Origin of the sequence: Cellulomonas sp. JH27-2 (assembly GCF_014837175.1) — a bacterium.
Taxonomy (GTDB): Bacteria; Actinomycetota; Actinomycetes; order Actinomycetales; family Cellulomonadaceae; genus Cellulomonas.
The window spans coordinates 707,548-725,142 of record NZ_JACYFR010000002.1 but is presented as its reverse complement, the minus strand read 5'-3'; the positions used below and the strand labels follow the sequence as shown (position 1 = coordinate 725,142).

10 protein-coding genes and 1 pseudogene are annotated in these 17,595 nt (G+C 72.2%); 6 read left to right on the top strand and 5 right to left on the bottom strand.

What is annotated here, in order from left to right; genetic code table 11:
* Positions 1–73 precede the first annotated feature (73 nt).
* The gene (locus IC607_RS08305) at positions 74–583 is read left to right on the top strand and encodes a GNAT family N-acetyltransferase (protein WP_191786857.1); all 510 of its coding nucleotides are present in this window, start codon (positions 74–76) and stop codon (positions 581–583) included.
* Between the two features lie 66 nt (positions 584–649).
* Here the strand turns inward: IC607_RS08305 and IC607_RS08300 are convergent.
* A pseudogene (locus tag IC607_RS08300) lies at positions 650–1,565 on the bottom strand (IS5 family transposase).
* Between the two features lie 224 nt (positions 1,566–1,789).
* On the opposite strand from IC607_RS08300, the gene IC607_RS08295 reads away from it, so the two are divergent.
* Positions 1,790–3,121, top strand: a complete 1,332-nt coding sequence (locus tag IC607_RS08295; protein ID WP_191786856.1) for a M20/M25/M40 family metallo-hydrolase — start codon at positions 1,790–1,792, stop codon at positions 3,119–3,121.
* A gap of 12 nt (positions 3,122–3,133) precedes the next feature.
* Here the strand turns inward: IC607_RS08295 and IC607_RS08290 are convergent, their stop codons facing one another.
* Positions 3,134–3,379, bottom strand: coding sequence for a DUF5703 family protein (locus tag IC607_RS08290; protein ID WP_191786855.1), 246 nt, complete (start codon positions 3,377–3,379; stop codon positions 3,134–3,136).
* Between the two features lie 78 nt (positions 3,380–3,457).
* Between IC607_RS08290 and IC607_RS08285 the strand changes: the two genes are divergently transcribed.
* Positions 3,458–3,760, top strand: coding sequence for a primosomal protein (locus IC607_RS08285; RefSeq protein ID WP_191786854.1), 303 nt, complete (start codon positions 3,458–3,460; stop codon positions 3,758–3,760).
* Positions 3,761–3,773: 13 nt separating this feature from the next.
* Here the strand turns inward: IC607_RS08285 and IC607_RS08280 are convergent, their stop codons facing one another.
* Positions 3,774–4,736: an aldo/keto reductase gene (locus tag IC607_RS08280; protein WP_191786853.1), complete on the bottom strand. Its 963-nt coding sequence runs from the start codon at positions 4,734–4,736 to the stop codon at positions 3,774–3,776.
* A gap of 111 nt (positions 4,737–4,847) precedes the next feature.
* Here IC607_RS08280 and IC607_RS08275 point away from each other — a divergent pair, with 111 nt between their 5' ends.
* Positions 4,848–5,744, top strand: a complete 897-nt coding sequence (locus IC607_RS08275; protein WP_191787072.1) for an undecaprenyl-diphosphate phosphatase — start codon at positions 4,848–4,850, stop codon at positions 5,742–5,744.
* Between the two features lie 3 nt (positions 5,745–5,747).
* Here the strand turns inward: IC607_RS08275 and IC607_RS08270 are convergent, their stop codons facing one another.
* Positions 5,748–6,722: a magnesium and cobalt transport protein CorA gene (locus IC607_RS08270; protein WP_370526087.1), complete on the bottom strand. Its 975-nt coding sequence runs from the start codon at positions 6,720–6,722 to the stop codon at positions 5,748–5,750.
* A gap of 74 nt (positions 6,723–6,796) precedes the next feature.
* On the opposite strand from IC607_RS08270, the gene mshC reads away from it, so the two are divergent.
* Entirely contained in the window at positions 6,797–8,071 is a 1,275-nt protein-coding gene (gene mshC, locus IC607_RS08265; protein ID WP_191786851.1) for a cysteine--1-D-myo-inosityl 2-amino-2-deoxy-alpha-D-glucopyranoside ligase, read from the top strand.
* A gap of 4 nt (positions 8,072–8,075) precedes the next feature.
* Here mshC and IC607_RS08260 read toward each other — a convergent pair whose 3' ends face one another.
* A complete protein-coding gene (locus tag IC607_RS08260) occupies positions 8,076–8,972 on the bottom strand; it encodes a PAC2 family protein (protein ID WP_191786850.1) in 897 nt (298 codons plus the stop codon).
* A gap of 239 nt (positions 8,973–9,211) precedes the next feature.
* Here IC607_RS08260 and IC607_RS08255 point away from each other — a divergent pair, with 239 nt between their 5' ends.
* Positions 9,212–17,584, top strand: coding sequence for a GEVED domain-containing protein (locus IC607_RS08255; RefSeq protein WP_191786849.1), 8,373 nt, complete (start codon positions 9,212–9,214; stop codon positions 17,582–17,584).
* Positions 17,585–17,595 lie beyond the last annotated feature (11 nt).

Here is a 17,595-nt window from a genome sequence, read left to right as displayed (position 1 = left end):
ATAGTTCAGGTGAGGCGTTACGCAGGATCAGGCTGTGCGTCCGCCGCCAGGAGTTGCCCGTACGCTCGACGGCATGCGCGACGTGATCGAGATCCGCCAAGCCGCCGACGCCGACTGGCCGGGCATCTGGCAGTCGCTCGAACCTGCTTTTCGTGCCGGCGAGACGTACACGTACCCCCGCGACATCACGGAGGACGACGCGCGCCGTGCCTGGTTGGGAGCGGCCGGAGCGCGTGTCCTGGTCGCGGTGAGCACCACGGATGACGTCCGCACGGTCCTCGGGACGGCCAAGTACCTACCCAACCATCCCGGGGCCGGCGCACACGTCGCGAACGCCAGTTTCGTCGTCGGGTCTGCCGGCGCCGGGCGAGGGATCGGGCGCTTGCTCGGCGAGGCGGTGCTCGCCGCGGCTCGCTCCGATGGCTACCGATCGATGCAGTTCAACGCCGTCGTTGAGACCAACGAGCGAGCAGTGCGCCTATGGCGGTCCCTCGGCTTCGACATCCTCGCGACGGTCCCCGAGGCGTTCGAGCACCCGACGCACGGGCTCGTGGGGCTGCACGTGATGTTTCGTCGACTCTGAGCACTGCGGCATCGATGACGCAGCGCCTGCTGGCCGCAGTCCTACGGCTTCAAACCGTGCGGATGCTCACCTTCCAGGGCGAGTCCAGATCCGAGACCAGGTGATGCAGGCGGCGAGGACGACCGCGGCTCGGTAGGTGATGGCGAGCTTGTCGTAGCGGGTGGCCAGTGCTCGCCATTGCTTGATCAACGCGAAGTGGCGTTCGACGACGTTGCGGCCTCGGTAGACCTCGGTAGGCCTCGGTATCGAGCTTGGGTGGCCGTCCGCCGCGTGAGCCGCGTCTCTTGCGGGCGGCGATCGTGTCGGACTTCTCGGGGATCACGGCTTTGATGCCGCGTCCCCGCAACACGCGCCGGTAGGAGCCGGCCGAGTAGGCCTCATCGGCCACGACGGCGTCGGGTCGGGTGCGGGGGCGTCCCGCGCCCAGGCGTGGGACGCGGATGTCGGCCAGGACGTCGGCCAGCATGACACCGTCGTTGCGTTGTCCACCGGTGATCACCGCGGCCAGCGGTCGACTCATGCCGTCGACCTCGGCGTGGATCTTGGTAGTCAGCCCACCACGCGAACGTCCGATGCCGTGACCTGGAGGTTCACACTCGACGAGCGGCAGATTCCTGTGATTCGACCCCGCCCCCTGTGTCCTGCTCAGGGTGCGTGGTGTTCGTCGCGTGCTGGTGGCGCGCGCGATCGTGGCGTCCACCGACACCGTCCAGTCCACCTGCCCGGCCGCGTCGGCCTGCGCCAGCAGCTGGGCCAGCACCCGATCCCAGGTCCCGTCGCCGGCTTAGCGGCGGTGACGCTTCCAGACCGTCTGCCTGGGACCGAACTGTTCACGCGGCAGGTCGCGCCACGCGACCCCGGTCCGATACAGGTAAGCGATGCCCTCGACCACCCGCAGGTTATCCCCGAATGGATGACCCCGGCGCCCCTCGTTCGAGGGCAGCAACGGCTCGACCCGCGCCCACTGCTCGTCAGAGAACACCCGAAACCGCTAGATGGCGTGCCACGAGAAGCGTGGGGCGCCTGTACGAGCGTCGCGAGCGGGTGATTTGTGTGAACCAGGACATGGGCCGCGACCTGCAGATGGCCCGCTTTCCGGGGGCTCACGGCCTCGACGCGGCGTAGGTGTCCCAGGGCGTGGACGTCGCGTCGACAGGTGGACCGGACGCCCGCCGTCTGCATCGGCTGCCCGGTAGCGTCTGTCCCATGCCCGCCGCGCCGCAGCCCGCTCACCTGTCCGCCGCCGACGAGGTCGTCGACATCTGCCGTGACCTGATCCGGTTCGACACGTCGAACTACGGCGACAACGAAGGGCCGGGGGAGCGTGGGGCGGCCGAGCACGTCGCGGGGCTGCTGTCGGACGTCGGGCTGGACACGGAGATCTTCGAGAGCTCGCCCGGTCGCGCCAGCGTGGTGACGCGGCTCGAGGGTGCGGACAGCTCGCGGCCTGCGCTGGTTCTGCACGGGCACCTGGACGTCGTGCCCGCCCGCGCCGACGACTGGAGTGTCGACCCCTTCGGTGCCGAGGAGCGCGACGGGCTGATCTGGGGTCGCGGCGCCGTGGACATGAAGGACATGGACGCGATGATCCTGTCGGTCGTGCGGCAGATGGCGCGCGAGGGGCGCAAGCCGGCGCGGGACGTCGTCGTCGCGATGTTCGCCGACGAGGAGGCGGGCGGCACGTACGGCGCACGCTGGGCCGTCGACAACCGGCCGGAGCTGTTCGAGGGTGCCACCGAGGCGATCAGCGAGGTCGGCGGGTTCTCCGTCGAGATCGCCGGACGCCGCGCGTACCTGCTGCAGACCGCCGAGAAGGGTCTGTCCTGGATGCGCCTGATCGCCGACGGGCGCGCCGGGCACGGCAGCCAGGTGAACCGGGACAACGCCGTGACGCACCTGGCCGACGCCGTGGCACGCATCGGCCGGCACCCGTGGCCGCTGGATCTGACGCCCACGGTCCACGCGTTGCTGGAAGGCGTCGCGCAGCTCACGGGCCTGCCGTTCGATCCGCAGGACCCCGACGGGATCGACCGGCTGGTCCAGGCGCTGGGTCCCGCGCAGCGCTTCGTCGGCGCCACGCTGCGGCACACGACGAACCCCACGCAGCTCACGTCGGGCTACAAGGCGAACGTCATCCCCGGCAGCGCCGAGGGGACGATCGACGGGCGGTTCCTGCCGGGCCGCGAGGACGAGTTCGTCGCGAAGGTCGCCGAGCTGGCCGGCGAGCACGTGCGTATCGAGCGCATCCATCACGACATCGGCCTCGAGGCGCCCCACACGGGTGCGCTCGTGGACGCGATGACCGACGCGCTGCTGGCCGAGGACCCCGAGGCGACCGTCCTGCCGTACACGCTGTCCGGCGGCACCGACAACAAGTCGCTCGCACGCCTCGGCATCACCGGGTACGGGTTCGCACCCCTGCGGCTCACCCCGGACCTCGACTTCGCCGGGATGTTCCACGGCGTCGACGAGCGCGTGCCCACTGACGCGCTGCGCTTCGGGACCCGCGTGCTCGACCGCCTGCTGGCGACCTGCTGAGCGGGTCCGGCGTCAGGTCGTCTCGGCCAGCGTGCTGCGCACCCGCAGCACCTTGCGTCGCAGCCACACCTTGCGCTCGCCGCCCACGTAGATGACGGAGCGGGCCAGCTCCCAGCGCCCGTACTCGGCCTGCTCGGTGAGCATGCGGCGGGCATCGCCCCTGCTGGTGGACCGCGGGATGGTCACCACGCGGTACTCGTACTGGCCTCCGACGGCCACCCAGTCCTTGCGCTTCGTGCCTGTCTGTCCGATTGCCATCGCTCACCCCGTCCTGTCACCGGCGTCGATCGACCTATCGCGCTGCCATTGTGCCCTGTGCGGCGCTACGGTCATGGCATGACCGTCGACCCGCGTGCCGCGCTGGACCGCCTGATCGCTTCCCTCGAGGCCCACTACAACGCTGTCGTCGCCAAGCACGACGACGACGACCCGGCCGTCGACGACGCCTACGACGTGCTCGCCGACGCCTTCGAGGTGTACGACGAGGCGCTGGGCACGGCCCACGGGGAGGCGCTGCCGTTCTACCTCGCGGAGGAGGACGACGAGGACGACGAGGACGACGACGAGTGGGGCCCTGACGGCGACGACGCGTTCGAGGACGGCGCCGACGTCGACGAGGCGAGCGCCGAGCACGCCTGAGGGGGCAGCGCCCTCAGAATCGTTCGGGGTAGCCGAGCACCGGTGCGGTGATGTCGTCGAGCGCTCCCCTCAGCTCCGGCGGGAGGTCCAGGTCGAGCGCCTGCAGGGAGCCCCGGAGCTGGTCCGCCGTCCGTGCGCCGACGATGGCCGCGGCCACCCCCGGACGCCACGTGAGCCACTCCAGGGCGACCTCGAGAGGTGCGCGGTCCAACCCGTGCGCGGCCGTCGCCAGTGCGTCGACGACCGCCGCGCTGTCCGCGCCCAGGTACGGCTCGACGAAGCCGGCCAGGTGCGGTGATGCCGCGCGGGAGTCGGCGGGGATGGTCCGGCGGTACTTGCCGGTCAGGACCCCGCGCCCCAGCGGCGACCACGCGAGGATCCCGGCCCCGAGCGCCTGAGCCGCGGGGACGACCTCGCGCTCGACGCCGCGCTGCAGCAACGAGTACTCCGCCTCCACCGCGGCGAGCCCGGGGTCGTGCTCGAGCAGGCTCGCGACGCGTGCCACCTGCCAGCCCGCGTGGTTGGCGAGCCCGACGTAGCGGGCACGGCCGCTGCTGACGGCCAGCCGCAGCGCGGACGCGGTCTCCTCGAGCGGGGTGCGCGGGTCCGGCGTCTGCACCAGGAACAGGTCCACGTGGTCGGTGCCGAGCCGGCGCAGGGACGCGTCGAGGGAGGCCATCAGGGCGCCGCGGGACCCGTCGACGACAGCGCGTTCGCCGGTGCGGCGCACGCCCGCCTTGGTGCACAGCACCAGCTCGTCGCGCTCCACGACGTCGCCCAGCAGGCTGCCGAGGAGCTCCTCCGCGCCGCCGTCGGCGTACGACGCCGAGGTGTCCACCAGCGTCCCGCCCGCGTCGACGAAGTCGCGCAGCTGCTCGGTGGCCTCGTGCTCGTCGGTGTCCCGGCTCCAGGTCATGGTGCCCAGCCCCAGCCGCGACACGCGCAGTCCCGTGCGTCCCAGGTGGCGGTGCTCCATGATCGGCAACCCTAGACCGCCGTCAGGCCTTCACCGGATCACCACCCCGCAGGCCACGCGTCTGCCGGACGTGGGAAGGGTGTCCGGCTAGGGTTGCGGCTCGTGAGCGGCATGGGTGTGGGCGAAGCGATCCTCCTGGGGCTGGTGCAGGGACTGACCGAGTTCCTGCCGGTCTCGTCCAGCGCGCACCTGCGCATCGTGGGCGAGCTGATCGGCAGCGCCGACCCCGGTGCCGCGTTCACCGCGATCACGCAGCTCGGTACCGAGACCGCGGTGATCCTGTACTTCCGCCGCGACATCGTGCGGATCGTGGCTGCGTGGTGGCACGCGCTGCGCGGCGCCTACGGCACGGACTGGCGTTCCCGCGCGGGCATGCCGCCGGGCGAGGCGCGCGACCACGACGCGCTCATGGCCTGGTACATCGCGATCGGCTCGCTGCCCATCGTCGTGCTGGGCCTGCTCTTCCAGGACGCCATCGAGAGCACGTTCCGCAACCTGTGGATCGTCGCGCTCATGCTGGCCGGGTTCGGCCTGTTCCTGGGTTGGGCGGACAAGGTGGGGGCCAAGCGGCGCACGCTCGAGGAGCTGGAGGGCCGCGACGCGCTGCAGTTCGGCGGCTGGCAGGCGCTCGCGCTGATCCCCGGCGTGTCACGCTCCGGCGGCACCATCACCGGCGGCCTGCTGATGGGCTACACCCGCGAGGCGGCGGCGCGGTACTCGTTCCTGCTGGCCATCCCCGCGGTGTTCGGGTCCGGGCTGTTCCAGCTCGCCAAGAGCGTCGACGAGTTCGGCAAGGCGGGGACGCCCAGCTTCGGCGCCACGTTGATCGCCACGCTCGTCGCGTTCTTCGTCGGCTACCTGGTGATCATCGTGTTCCTGAAGATCGTCTCGACCTTCAGCTACAAGCCGTTCGTCTGGTACCGGCTGGGCCTGGCGGCGCTCGTGGCGATCCTACTGATCACGAACGTCCTCGAGCCGAACGCGGCGACGACCGCCGTCGGGTCGTAGGCGTCACAGCCAGCCCACCTTGCGGAACTGGCGGTACAGCCCGCCGCAGATGCCCAGCATGACGACGACGACGGCGGGATAGCCCCAGGTCCACGTCAGCTCCGGCATGTGCTGGAAGTTCATGCCGTAGATGCCCGCGATGAGCGTGGGGACGGCGGCGATCGCGGCCCACGCCGAGATCTTGCGCATGTCCTCGTTCTGCTGCACCGAGACCTGGCTCAGGTGCACCTGAAGCATCGCGTCGAGCAGCTCGTCGTGCGCGTCGAGGTGGTGGTCCACCCGGTCGGCGGTCGCCTGGACCCGACCCAGCCACTTCGGCGGCTCCTTCTCCTTGCGGCGCCGCTGGATCGTCTCGGCGCCCAGCTGGGGCAGGACGCCGGTGATGGGGGCCAGCGCGCGTCGCGCCTCCGCGATCTCACGCTTGAGGTCGTAGATGCGCTCGACGGGGTCGTCGACCCGTGCCGTGCTGAATACGACCCGCTCGGTGTCCGCGACGGCGTCGCCCAGCTCGGCCTCGACGTCCGCAGCGTGCGCGACGAGTGTGAGCAGGATGGCCGCGAGGACCTGGGCGACGCCCGAGTCGGGGATCGGCACACCGCTGCACAGCTTCTCGGCCGTGCGGGGCAGGATGCCGGCGTCCCCGGCCTCGGACGTCAGGATCACGCCGTCGGCCAGGATGAGCGTGAGGGCTCCAGTGTGCACGTCGCGCGTCTCGGCGACGTAAGAGAGCGTCGGCGCCGACAGGATGATCTCGCCGTCGGCGGACTGGTCGACGTGCCCGCGCAGGGGATGCGTGCTGCGCTCGGGGTGCGCACCCGGGGTGTGGTGCTCGAGCAGCTCGATCGCCTGCTCGCTCACGCCGCGCGCACGCGCGTACTCGACGAGGTCGCCCGGACCGACGACGATCCAGCGCGGCTCGCCGTCGTCGCCGTCGTGCCAGCCCGAGGGGCCCTTGCTGAAGTGCTGCGCGTCGCTCACGGTGAGCATCATGACCCCTGCCGGGTTCGGGCGCCGGTCGTCGGTGCCGGTGGACCGCCGTTAGGCTGGCGGCCGTGCTCACCTGGCCCTCGCCGTTCGTCCCGTCGCTTCCCGGCCGAGGGGGGCCGATCAAGGTGCGGGACACGTCCACCGGCGGCCTCGTCGTCGCGGCCGAGGGCCCGACGGCGACGCTGTACGTCTGCGGCATCACGCCCTACGACGCGACCCACATGGGGCACGCCGCCACGTACGTCGCGTTCGACGTCCTGGGCCGCGCCTGGCGCGACGCCGGCCACACCGTGCGGTACGCCTCGAACGTCACCGACGTGGACGACCCGCTGCTGGAGCGCGCCACCGCGACCGGCGTCGACTGGCGTGACCTCGCGGTCGAGCAGACCGCGCTGTACGCCCGTGACATGACGGCGCTCGGGGTCATCCCGCCCGACGTGTGGAGCGGAGTCGTCGAGTCGGTGCCGACCGTCGTCGCGGCAGTCGAGAAGCTGCTCGCAGCCGGCGCGGCCTACCGGGTGCCCACGCCCGACGAGGTGGGGGACGAGCTCGGGGACGTGTACGCGGACCTGTCGGCGGACGATGCCTTCGGGGCTGTTGCCGGTCTCGACGCGGCGACGATGCTGGCGCTGTCCGCAGAGCGCGGTGGTGACCCGGACCGACCCGGCAAGCGCGACCCGTTGGACCCGCTCCTGTGGCGGCGCGAGCGGGCGGGCGAGCCCGCGTGGGACGGTGGGTCGCTGGGACGCGGCCGGCCCGGCTGGCACATCGAGTGTGCGGTCATCGCGCGCGACGCGCTGGGCCTGCCGTTCGACGTCGAGGGCGGCGGCTCGGACCTGCTGTTCCCGCACCACGAGATGAGCACGTCGCACGCGCGGCTGCTCGACTCGGGTCACGGCGCCCGGGTGCACCTGCACGCCGGGATGGTGGGTCTCGAGGGCGAGAAGATGAGCAAGTCGCGGGGCAACCTGGTGCTGGTCTCCCGGCTCCTGGCCGACGGCGAGGACCCGATGGCGATCCGGCTCGCCATCCTCGCCCACCGCTACCGCGACGACTGGGACTGGACCGCCGCGGGGCTGGCGGAGGCCAGTGAGCGCCTGGCGACGTGGCACCGCTCGGTGTCCGGCAACGGCGGGCCGTCCGCCGACACGTTGCTCACGGACGTCCGGGCCGCGCTGGCCGACGACCTCGACACCCCGCGCGCGCTGGCCCTCGTCGACGCGTGGGCGCAGTCCGCGCTGGCGAGTGGCGCCGACGGTGGCGGCGACGAGGACTGGGACGAAGGTGCCCCGGGCGTCGTCGGCCGCATGCTCGACGCGCTGCTCGGCATCCGGTTCTGACGCGTCAGCCGCCGGTGCCCTTGTCGCGTCGGCGCAGGTAGCGCTCGAACTCCTGGGCGATGGCCTCGCCCGACGCCTCCGGGAGGTCGGCGGTGTCCTTCGCCTCCTCGAGCTGGCGGACGTACTCGCCGATCTCCCCGTCCTCGCCGGCGAGCTCGTCGACGCCCTCCTGCCACGCGGCGGCGTCGTCGGGCAGCTCGCCGAAGGGGACCGGCTCGCCGAGGAGCGCCTCGATGCGGCGCAGGATCGCCAGCGTGGCCTTGGGGGACGGCGGGTGCGCGACGTAGTGGGGGACCGCGGCCCACAGCGACAGGGCCTGCAGGCCGCGCGCGCCGGCCTCGTGCTGCAGCACGCCGACGATGCCCGTCGGCCCCTCGTACGTGTTGGGCTCGAGGTCGAGCAGCTCGCGCAGCGCGGGATCCTCGCTCGTCGCGTTCACGGGGATGGGGCGTGTGTGCGGCACGTCGGCGAGCAGCGCCCCCACCGTGACCACGGTCTTGACGCCGAGGGACGCCGCGATCCCGAGCACCTCGTCGCAGTAGTGGCGCCACCGCATCGACGGCTCGATGCCGTGCACCAGGACGACCGTGCGCCCGTGCGGGGTGGTCGCGACGGCGACGGCGGTCGTCGGCCACGTGAGCTCGCGGCGGCCGTCTGGGCCCAGCCCCACCTGCGGGCGGTTCACCTGGAAGTCGTGGTACTCCTCGGGATCGAGCTCGTCCACCTGCTCGGCCCCCCACACGTCGTGCAGGTGCTCGAGCGACTGCGTCGCCGCGGAGCCGGCATCGTTCCAGCCCTCGAACGCGGCGAGCAGCACGGTCTCGCCGGGGGCGAGGACCGCGGGTGGGGTCGCGTCGGCGGGCAGGTCTGCGAAGTTGTCGCTGCCGGGCGTCTGGCTCATCGGGCCAGCCTAGGCGGACCGCAGGCTGTGAGCGCCGCAAGTGACCGTGTGGCGGGGTCGGAGCGGTGCGGGGCAACATGTCCGTTCCCATTGCGTTCTTGCTGGTCGTCGGGTGCTATGTACTCCTGAGCACGACGACGCACGCTCCGTGACCCGCGGCCGGAACCGGAGCTGGACGGCGACACGGCGACGTGACCCGTCCGGTGCACGGCCTGGGGGCAGGGGCGAAGGGGCGCTCGATGGTCGCGACCGGCAGCGGACGTGCGAGGACTGACGCCGTCGTGCGCTCGCGCGGCCTGCGCGGCACCCTCGCGGGCGCGCTCGTGGCGGCGTCCGTCCTCGTCGCGGTCCCGGTGTCGGTCGTCGCCGTCGACGCCGCCGTCGCCCCACCCGCCGCGGCCGCACCCGGGAGCCCGGGCGTCATGGAGATGCCGCAGTTCATCCGGGTGGAGAACTTCGAGAACTTCGGTACCGCGACCGCCTCCACCAACGTCGACAGCGACTGGTCGAGCCTGCCTTCCGGTGACGTGCAGACCCTCACCTCGTATCCATACGGCGCGACGCCGGGGAGCGCCGGCTACCAGCCCGGTTACATCTCGGCAGACGGCACGACCTACGACGCCGACGAGCAGTGGGCAGCGACCAACGGGTGCAACGGCATCGTGATCAAGGCGGGGGCATCGGTCCCGGCGCGCAACGGGACCGGCGAGTCCACGACGGGAACGAACCTGCTGCCCGTGGCAGCGCGCCCCGGGTGCAACCGCACCACCACCGCGCAACCGTGGCTCGTCTGGTTCAACGCCGAGCGCCTCCTGGCGAACGACATGGGGGCGTATGCGCTCTCGTCGGGCTACCCCTACGCCTCGATCCGGAGCACGCTCGGCATCACCGCGTCCGCAGCGGACAACCACGTCGTCACGTCGTACACGAACGGGGCGACCGCGGTGGGCACGATGCTGCGGACGGCGACGCCATTTCCGGCGACGGTCGGCAACTACTACCAGTTCACCGTCGACGTCGGGTCGCAGAGCTGCTACCTGGGCGGGACCGTGGTCGGTGCTCAGCCCCAGTTCAACATCACGCAGGCCGGCGGGCAGCAGGTCAGCGCCTTCTCACAGGCGATCAACACCTGTGCCCGCGGCAAGGCGGGGCAGCAGGCGTTCGGTCCGGGCGCGTCGGCGCCGGACGGTTCACGGCAGCAGCAGCGCACGTCGCTGGTCGCCACGTACATCGGCGACGTGGCCGTCCGTGCGACCGGGACGACGCTCGGGCTGCAGGTCCGCAACAACCAGGCGAGCGGTAACGGCAACGACACGGCGTTCGACAACGTCGTCATGCTCGACTCGACACCCAAGCTGGACAAGGTCTTCTCCAGCGGGCCGCTCACCGACGGCGCCTACGGCACGAACGCCCCGGGCACCTTGACCTGGACCGTCACGAACACCTACGACCCGACGGATCCGACCCAGGACAGCGGACCGAAGAACGGGTGGTCCTTCACCGATGCGCTGCCGAACGGTCTGCGGGTGCTGAACCCGACGGCGTACGCGACGACGTGCAACGGGGGCACCCTGAGCGTGACGGGCGGCACGGTGCGCGCGGGCGGCGACCTCTCCGGAGGCGTCGGGTCCGCCACCGAGGAGTCCTGCACGTTCACCGTGCAGGTCACGTCCGACACGCCCGGCACCTACACGAACACCCCGGCCGACGTCACGACGAACGGACTGCTGCCTCCGGGGAGCACCAGCATCACCTTCGTGGACCAGCCACCCGTGGGGTGCACACCCGACGCCCTGCTCTTCCAGCAGCAGCCCACGGTGGGTTACTCGGTCGACCTCGTGACGGGCACGTCGACGCCGCTGGCAGGCCTGTCCTACTCACCCGGGGTGAACTCGCTGGGGGTCAATGCGCTGGACGGGTACGTCTACGGGTTCGACAACAGCTCGCAGTCCGTGGTGCGCATCTCTGGAGACGGGTCGACGGCGAACCTCGGCAGACCGTCGGCCTACCCGACCACCGGGCCCGTCGCCACGACGGACCAGTGGAACGTCGGCGACGTGGACCCGCAGGGGCACCTGTGGATCGCCGCGGGCAACACGGGGACGACGACCGCGTACTGGATGGAGATCGACGTCGACGCCACGTCGCCGACCTACCTGCAGGTGCTGGGCTCGGGGTCGCTGACGAAGCCGACGAACGTGGGTCAGTTCTCCGACTGGTCGTACTACGGGGGATCCCTCTACACGATCGGCACACGGTCGGGCGGGACGGCGAACCAGTGGACCGTGGCGCGCTTCGACCTCACGACGCACCTGCTCACGGACCTCGGGAACACGCCCGCGCTCGTCGCTCCCGACGGTTCGGGCTCGGGCGCGACGACGGCCGCCAAGGCGTTCGGCGCGACGTACGCGGACGCCGTGGGGCACCTGTTCGCCTCCAGCAACACCAGCGGGCAGATCTGGCGCTTCGACTTGAGCTCGTCGACACCGGCCAGCACGGGCACGTTCTTCGCGTACGGACCCGCGTCGAGCGCGAACGACGGTGCACGCTGCCTCGAGCCGCCGATCAGGGTCGACCTCGGCGACGCCCCGGCGTCCTACGGCACGACCCTGGCGGCGGACGGAGCGCGTCACGGACTGGCCGGCTACGACACCGACAGGCACACCACGGCGCTCATGATCGGCACGACGGTCGACGACGAGGCCGACGGCGTCCCCTCGGTCGGCGCCGACGGCGACGACCTGGCGGACACCGACGACGAGGACGGCACGAGCTCACCGATCTCCGCCGTCTCGGGCCGCGCGCTGCCCGTCGCCCTGACCGTCACGAACGACTCCGACCAGGACGCGACCCTCGCGGGGTGGGTGGACCTGAACCGCAACGGGACGTTCGACGTCGGCGAGCGGCAGCTCACGACCGTGCCGGCAGGCTCAGGTGCGCAGTCGTACACGCTGACGTTCGGCACGGCGAGCGCCGGCGCGCAGACGTACGCCCGGTTCCGGCTCTACGCGGGCACGGTCACCGCGCCGTCACCGACGGGCGCCGTGGACGGGGGAGAGGTCGAGGACTACCCGGTCGTGGTCGGGGTGCCCGGCCTCGAGATCAGCAAGACGTCCGACGCCGGGGCGAGCGTCGTACCCGGCCAGACCATCACGTACACGGTGACGGTCACGAACACCGGCACCGTCGCGTACACCGACAGCCTCCCGGCGACGTTCACCGACGACCTGAGCGGCGTGACCGACGACGCCGACTACGCCGACGACGCGTCGTCGGACGCCGGCGGAGCCTTCACGACGACGCCTGCGGCGGGTGGTGAGGCGACGACGGCGCTGACCTGGTCCGGCCCGCTGGCGGTGGGCGCCACCGCGACGATCACGTACTCGGTCACGGTGCACGACACGCCCGACGGCGACGGGGCCCTCACCAACGCGGTGACCGGGCCACCGGAATCGGGGTGCGCCACCGGGACGGAGGACGGCTGCACCACGTCGGTGCCCGTGCGTGCCCTGACGATCACCAAGTCGGCGACCCCGGCCGCGGGCGTCGGGCCCGGCGACGCGTTGACCTACACGGTGACGGTCGAGAACAGCGGCGCGTACTCCTACACCGTCGCCGACCCCGCCACCATCAGCGACGACCTCGCCGACGTCCTGGCGCACGGGACGCTCACGTCGGGACCCACGGTGACCCCCGACGTCGGGACGGCCGACGTGTCGGGCACCTCCCTGACGTGGAGCGGACCGCTCGAGGCCGGCGCGAGCGTGACCCTCACCTACGTGCTCACGACGGCCGACCCGCTGACGGGAGACGAGTCGGTCGAGAACTCGGTGACGGGGCCGCCCGAGTCGAGTTGCGTGACCGGCGACGAGGACGGCTGCGGCACGTCCGTCCCGGTCCTGACTCCTGGCCTGGAGGTCACCAAGACCTCCGACGCGGGCGCGAACGTGGTCGCGGGCCAGACCGTGACCTACACGGTGACCGTCGAGAACACGGGGGAGACGGACTACACCGCCGCCCGTCCCGCCACCGTGACCGACGACCTCTCGGACGTGACGGACGACGCGACGTTCAGCGGCGACCAGGCGTCGGACGCGGGCGGGTCCTTCACGACCACGGGAACCGACCCGGTCACCGGGCTCACGTGGACCGGTCCGCTCGTGGTCGGCCAGACCGCGACGCTCACCTACTCGGTGGTCGTCGACGACCCGCCGGGCGGCGACGGCACGCTGACCAACGCCGTGACGGCACCCGAGTCCGCCTGCGTCGACGGCACGGAACCCGCGTGCACGACGTCCGTCCCCGTGCGGTCCCTGGCGATCGAGAAGAGCTCGGCCCCGGCCGTGGTCGACGCGGGCGGCACGATCACGTACACCGTGACCGTCACCAACACCGGTCAGGTCCCGTACACCGACGACGACCCGGCGGCCGTCACCGACGACCTCACGGGTGTCACGGACGACGCGGACTACTCAGGTGACGCGGCGTCCGACGCCGGTGGGATCTTCACGACGACGGGGACCGACCCGGTCACGGCACTCACGTGGTCCGGCGCGCTCGCTCCCGGGCAGACGGCAACGCTCACCTACTCGGTGACGGTCCACAGCCCACCCGACGGCGACGGGACGCTGGTCAACGCCGTCACGGGCCCCCCGGAGTCGACCTGCGTCGACGGCACCGAGCCGGGCTGCTCCACCTCGACGCCCGTGCGCGCGCTCACGATCACGAAAGCGGCGCCCGACCTCGCCGACGCCGCGATCGGCGACACGGTCCAGTACACGGTGACCGCCACCAACACGGGTGACGCCGCCTACACCGGGCTCACGCCGGCCGTCGTCGTGGACGACCTGACAGGCGTGCTCGACGACGCCACGTACGGCAACGACGCGGTCGCGGACCCCGTGCTCGCCGGCACGCTGACCTACGCGGCCCCGCGCCTCGTCTGGAGCGGTCCCCTGGCCGTGGGGGCGAGCGTCACGCTGACCTACTCGGTCACCGTGACGGGAGCGGGTGACACGGTGCTGAGCAACGTAGCGTTCCAGCCGCCGCCAGACGCGGGTTGCACGGGTGCGGCGTCGTGCGACGTCACGCCGCCCGAGCAGTGCGTCGACGGCACCGACCCCGCGACCGGGCTGGCCTGCGACGACGTCATCGCCGAGCTGCCGCGGCTCGCCGTGACGAAGGCAGCCCCGGACCTCGTCGGCGCCCGCATCGGGGACACCGTCACGTATACCGTGACGGCCACCAACACCGGTGCCGGCGACTACACGAGCTCCGCACCGGCAACCGTGGTCGACGACCTCACGGGTGTGCTCGACGACGCGACGTACGCCGGCGACGCAGCGGCCGCACCGGCCGACGCCGGGGAGCTCGGCTACTCCGCACCTCGCCTGGTCTGGACGGGACCGCTGGCCGCGGGCGCGTCGGTCACGATCACCTATTCGGTCACGCTCACCGGGGACGGTGACACGTCCGTCGACAACGTCGCCTTCCAGCCGCCGTCCGGGTGCACGTCCGCCGACGACTGCGACGTCAGCCCGCCGCAGACGTGCACGGACGGCACCGACCCCGGCACCGGTCTGGCGTGCGACCAGGTGCACGCGGACCTCCCGCGGCTCACGATCGACAAGTCCGCACCCGACCTCGCGACCGCGCGCGTCGGCGACACGGTCACCTACACCGTGACGGCGGCGAACACGGGTGCGGGTGGCTTCACGACGACGGACCCCGCCACGGTCGTGGACGACCTCACCGGCGTCCTCGACGACGCGACGTACGCGGGAGATTCGGCTGCGGCCCCCGACATCGGCGCCCTGACCTACGCCGCTCCCCGGCTCGTCTGGGTCGGCCCGCTGGACGCCGGTGGGAGCGTCACGATCACGTACTCCGTGACGCTGACGGGTGCCGGCGACATGACGATCGCCAACGTCGCGTTCCAGCCGCCGCCGGACGCCGACTGCACGGCCGCGACCGACTGTGACGCCGAACCGCCGCAGACCTGCACTGACGGCACCGACCCGGCGACGGACCTGGCGTGCGACGACGTCACGGTGGAGCTGCCCCACCTCGCCGTCACCAAGTCGAGCCCCGACCTGGTCGGTGCACACGTCGGCGACACCGTGACCTACACGGTGACGGCCACCAACGACGGCCCCGGCGACTGGACGACGGACCGGCCTGCGACCGTCGTCGACGACCTCTCGGCGCTCCTCGACGACGCGACGTACGGAGACGACGCCGAGGCCTCGCCCGCCACGGGGACCCTCACCTACGCCGAGCCGCGCCTGGTCTGGACGGGGCCGCTGGCCTCCGGGGCGAGCGTCAGCGTCACCTACTCGGTGACGCTGACGGGTAGCGGCGACGTCCGTAACGTCGCCTTCCAGCCCCCGCCCGACGAGGACTGCACATCCGCCGACGACTGCGACGTCGAGCCCCCCGAGACCTGCACCGCCGGTTCGGACCCCGCCACGGGCCTGCCCTGCGCGATCATCGACGGTGGTGCACCGCAGCTCGCGGTCAGCAAGACCAGCCCCGACCTCGCCGCGGCCCGCATCGGGAGCCGGGTCACGTACACCGTCACGGCGACGAACGTCGGCGCCGGCGCCTACACGGCGGCCGACCAGGCGACGGTGGTCGACGACCTGACCGGCGTGCTCGACGACGCCACGTGGGCCGACGACGCCACCGCGACGCGCACCGCGCCCGCCGGGAACGGCAGCCTCACATACGCGGCGCCACGGCTCGTGTGGAGCGGGGCGCTCGCGGCGAGTGCCTCGGTCACGATCACCTACTCGGTCACCGTCACGGGGGACGGCGACCTGGCGCTCGACAACGTCGCCTTCGTCCCGCCGAGCGGCTGCGCCACGGCGGACGACTGTGACGCGGAGCCGCCCGAGCTGTGCACCGAAGGGACCGACCCGTCGACGGGCTTGGCGTGCGACGAGGTGTCGTTGGACCTGCCACGCATGACGATCACGAAGTCGAGCCCGGACGTCGCGACGGCGCGCGTCGGGGACACCGTGCACTACACCGTCGTCGCGACGAACACGGGCCCGGGTGACTACACCGCGGCTGCGCCGGCCGTCGTCGTCGACTACCTGGGCCGGCTGCTCGACGACGCGACCTACGGGGACGACGCCACCGCGACGGCGACCGCCGGCACCGGTGTCCTGGGCTACGACGCGCCGCGGCTCGTCTGGGTCGGGTCCCTCCCGTCGGGCGCTGTGGTCACGCTCACCTACTCGGTCGCCCTGACCGGGCAGGGCGACGGGGACCTCGACAACGTCGCGCACGAGCCCCCGCCGGACGCCGGGTGCAAGGCGGCGTCGCTGTGCGACGTGGAACCGCCCGGCGAGGGGACGTGCGTCGACGGCTTCGACCCGCAGGGCCTGCCATGCGGAGAGGTGACGGCGGGAGTGCCGGCGCTCGACATCGTGAAGTCGAGCCCCGACCTCGCGGCGGCCGAGGTCGGCGACACGGTCCACTACTCGGTGACGGCGACGAACATCGGCACCGCGGACTTCGACGACACGAGGCGGGCCACCGTCGTCGACGACCTGACGGGAGTGCTCGACGACGGCACGTACGGCGACGACGCCACCGCCAGGACGTCATCGTCCTCCGACGTCGGGAGCGTGGGCTACGCCGCACCGCAGCTCGTGTGGACCGGGACCCTGTCGCAGGGGGAGTCCGTCACGCTCGAGTACAGCGTGACGCTCACCGGCGGCGGCGACCTCGACGTGGACAACATCGCCTTCGAGCCGTCGGGGACGTGCACGTCGGCCACCGACTGCGACGTGCAGCCCCCCGCCCGCTGCGTGGCGCCGGCCGACCTCCCGGTGGGAGCGCTCGGGCGGGTGGCGACCGCGGCGCCCGCCGGTGTGAGGGCCTTCGTCGGGGGAGCGGGCGACGTCGATCCCGAGACGGGGCTGCCGTGCTGGCGGCTCGAGAGCGAGCTTCCCGAGCTCGAGCTGGCCAAGACGGCGACGCCCGCGAGCTTCGTGCGTGTCGGCGACGTCGTGACCTTCACCGTGACGGCCACGAACACCGGTCCGGGCGACTACACGTCGCAGCGCCCGGCCGTCGTCGTCGACGACCTGACCGACGTCCTGGACGACGCCACCTACGGCGACGACGCCCAGGCGTCCCCGGCGGTCGGCGACCTGACGTACGGCGCCCCGCAGCTGGTGTGGATCGGTCCGTTGACCTCCGGCGACAGCGTCGCACTGACCTACTCGGTGACGATCGGGCAGGGTGGCGACGCGACGGCGACGAACATCGCGTTCCAGCCACCGCCGGACAGGTGCGCCCCGGACGACTGTGACGTCGACCCACCGGACAGCTGCGTCGACGGGAGCGATCCGTCGACAGGTCTGCCGTGCGCCCAGGTGGAGGTCCCCGTCGGGCCGCCGTCGCCCTCGCCCACTCCCACCGCGGAGCCCACCTCCGAACCCGCCGCCCAGCCCACCGCCGAGCCCACCAACCCGCCGGTCCCTCCGCTGGCGACCACCGGTTCCGACTCCCGCACGATCGGGTCCGTGGGCGCCGCGGCGCTGGTCGCGCTGCTCGCCGGGACGGCGCTGGCGGCCGCCGTTCGCAGGAGGCGAGGCTGACGGCTCGTCGG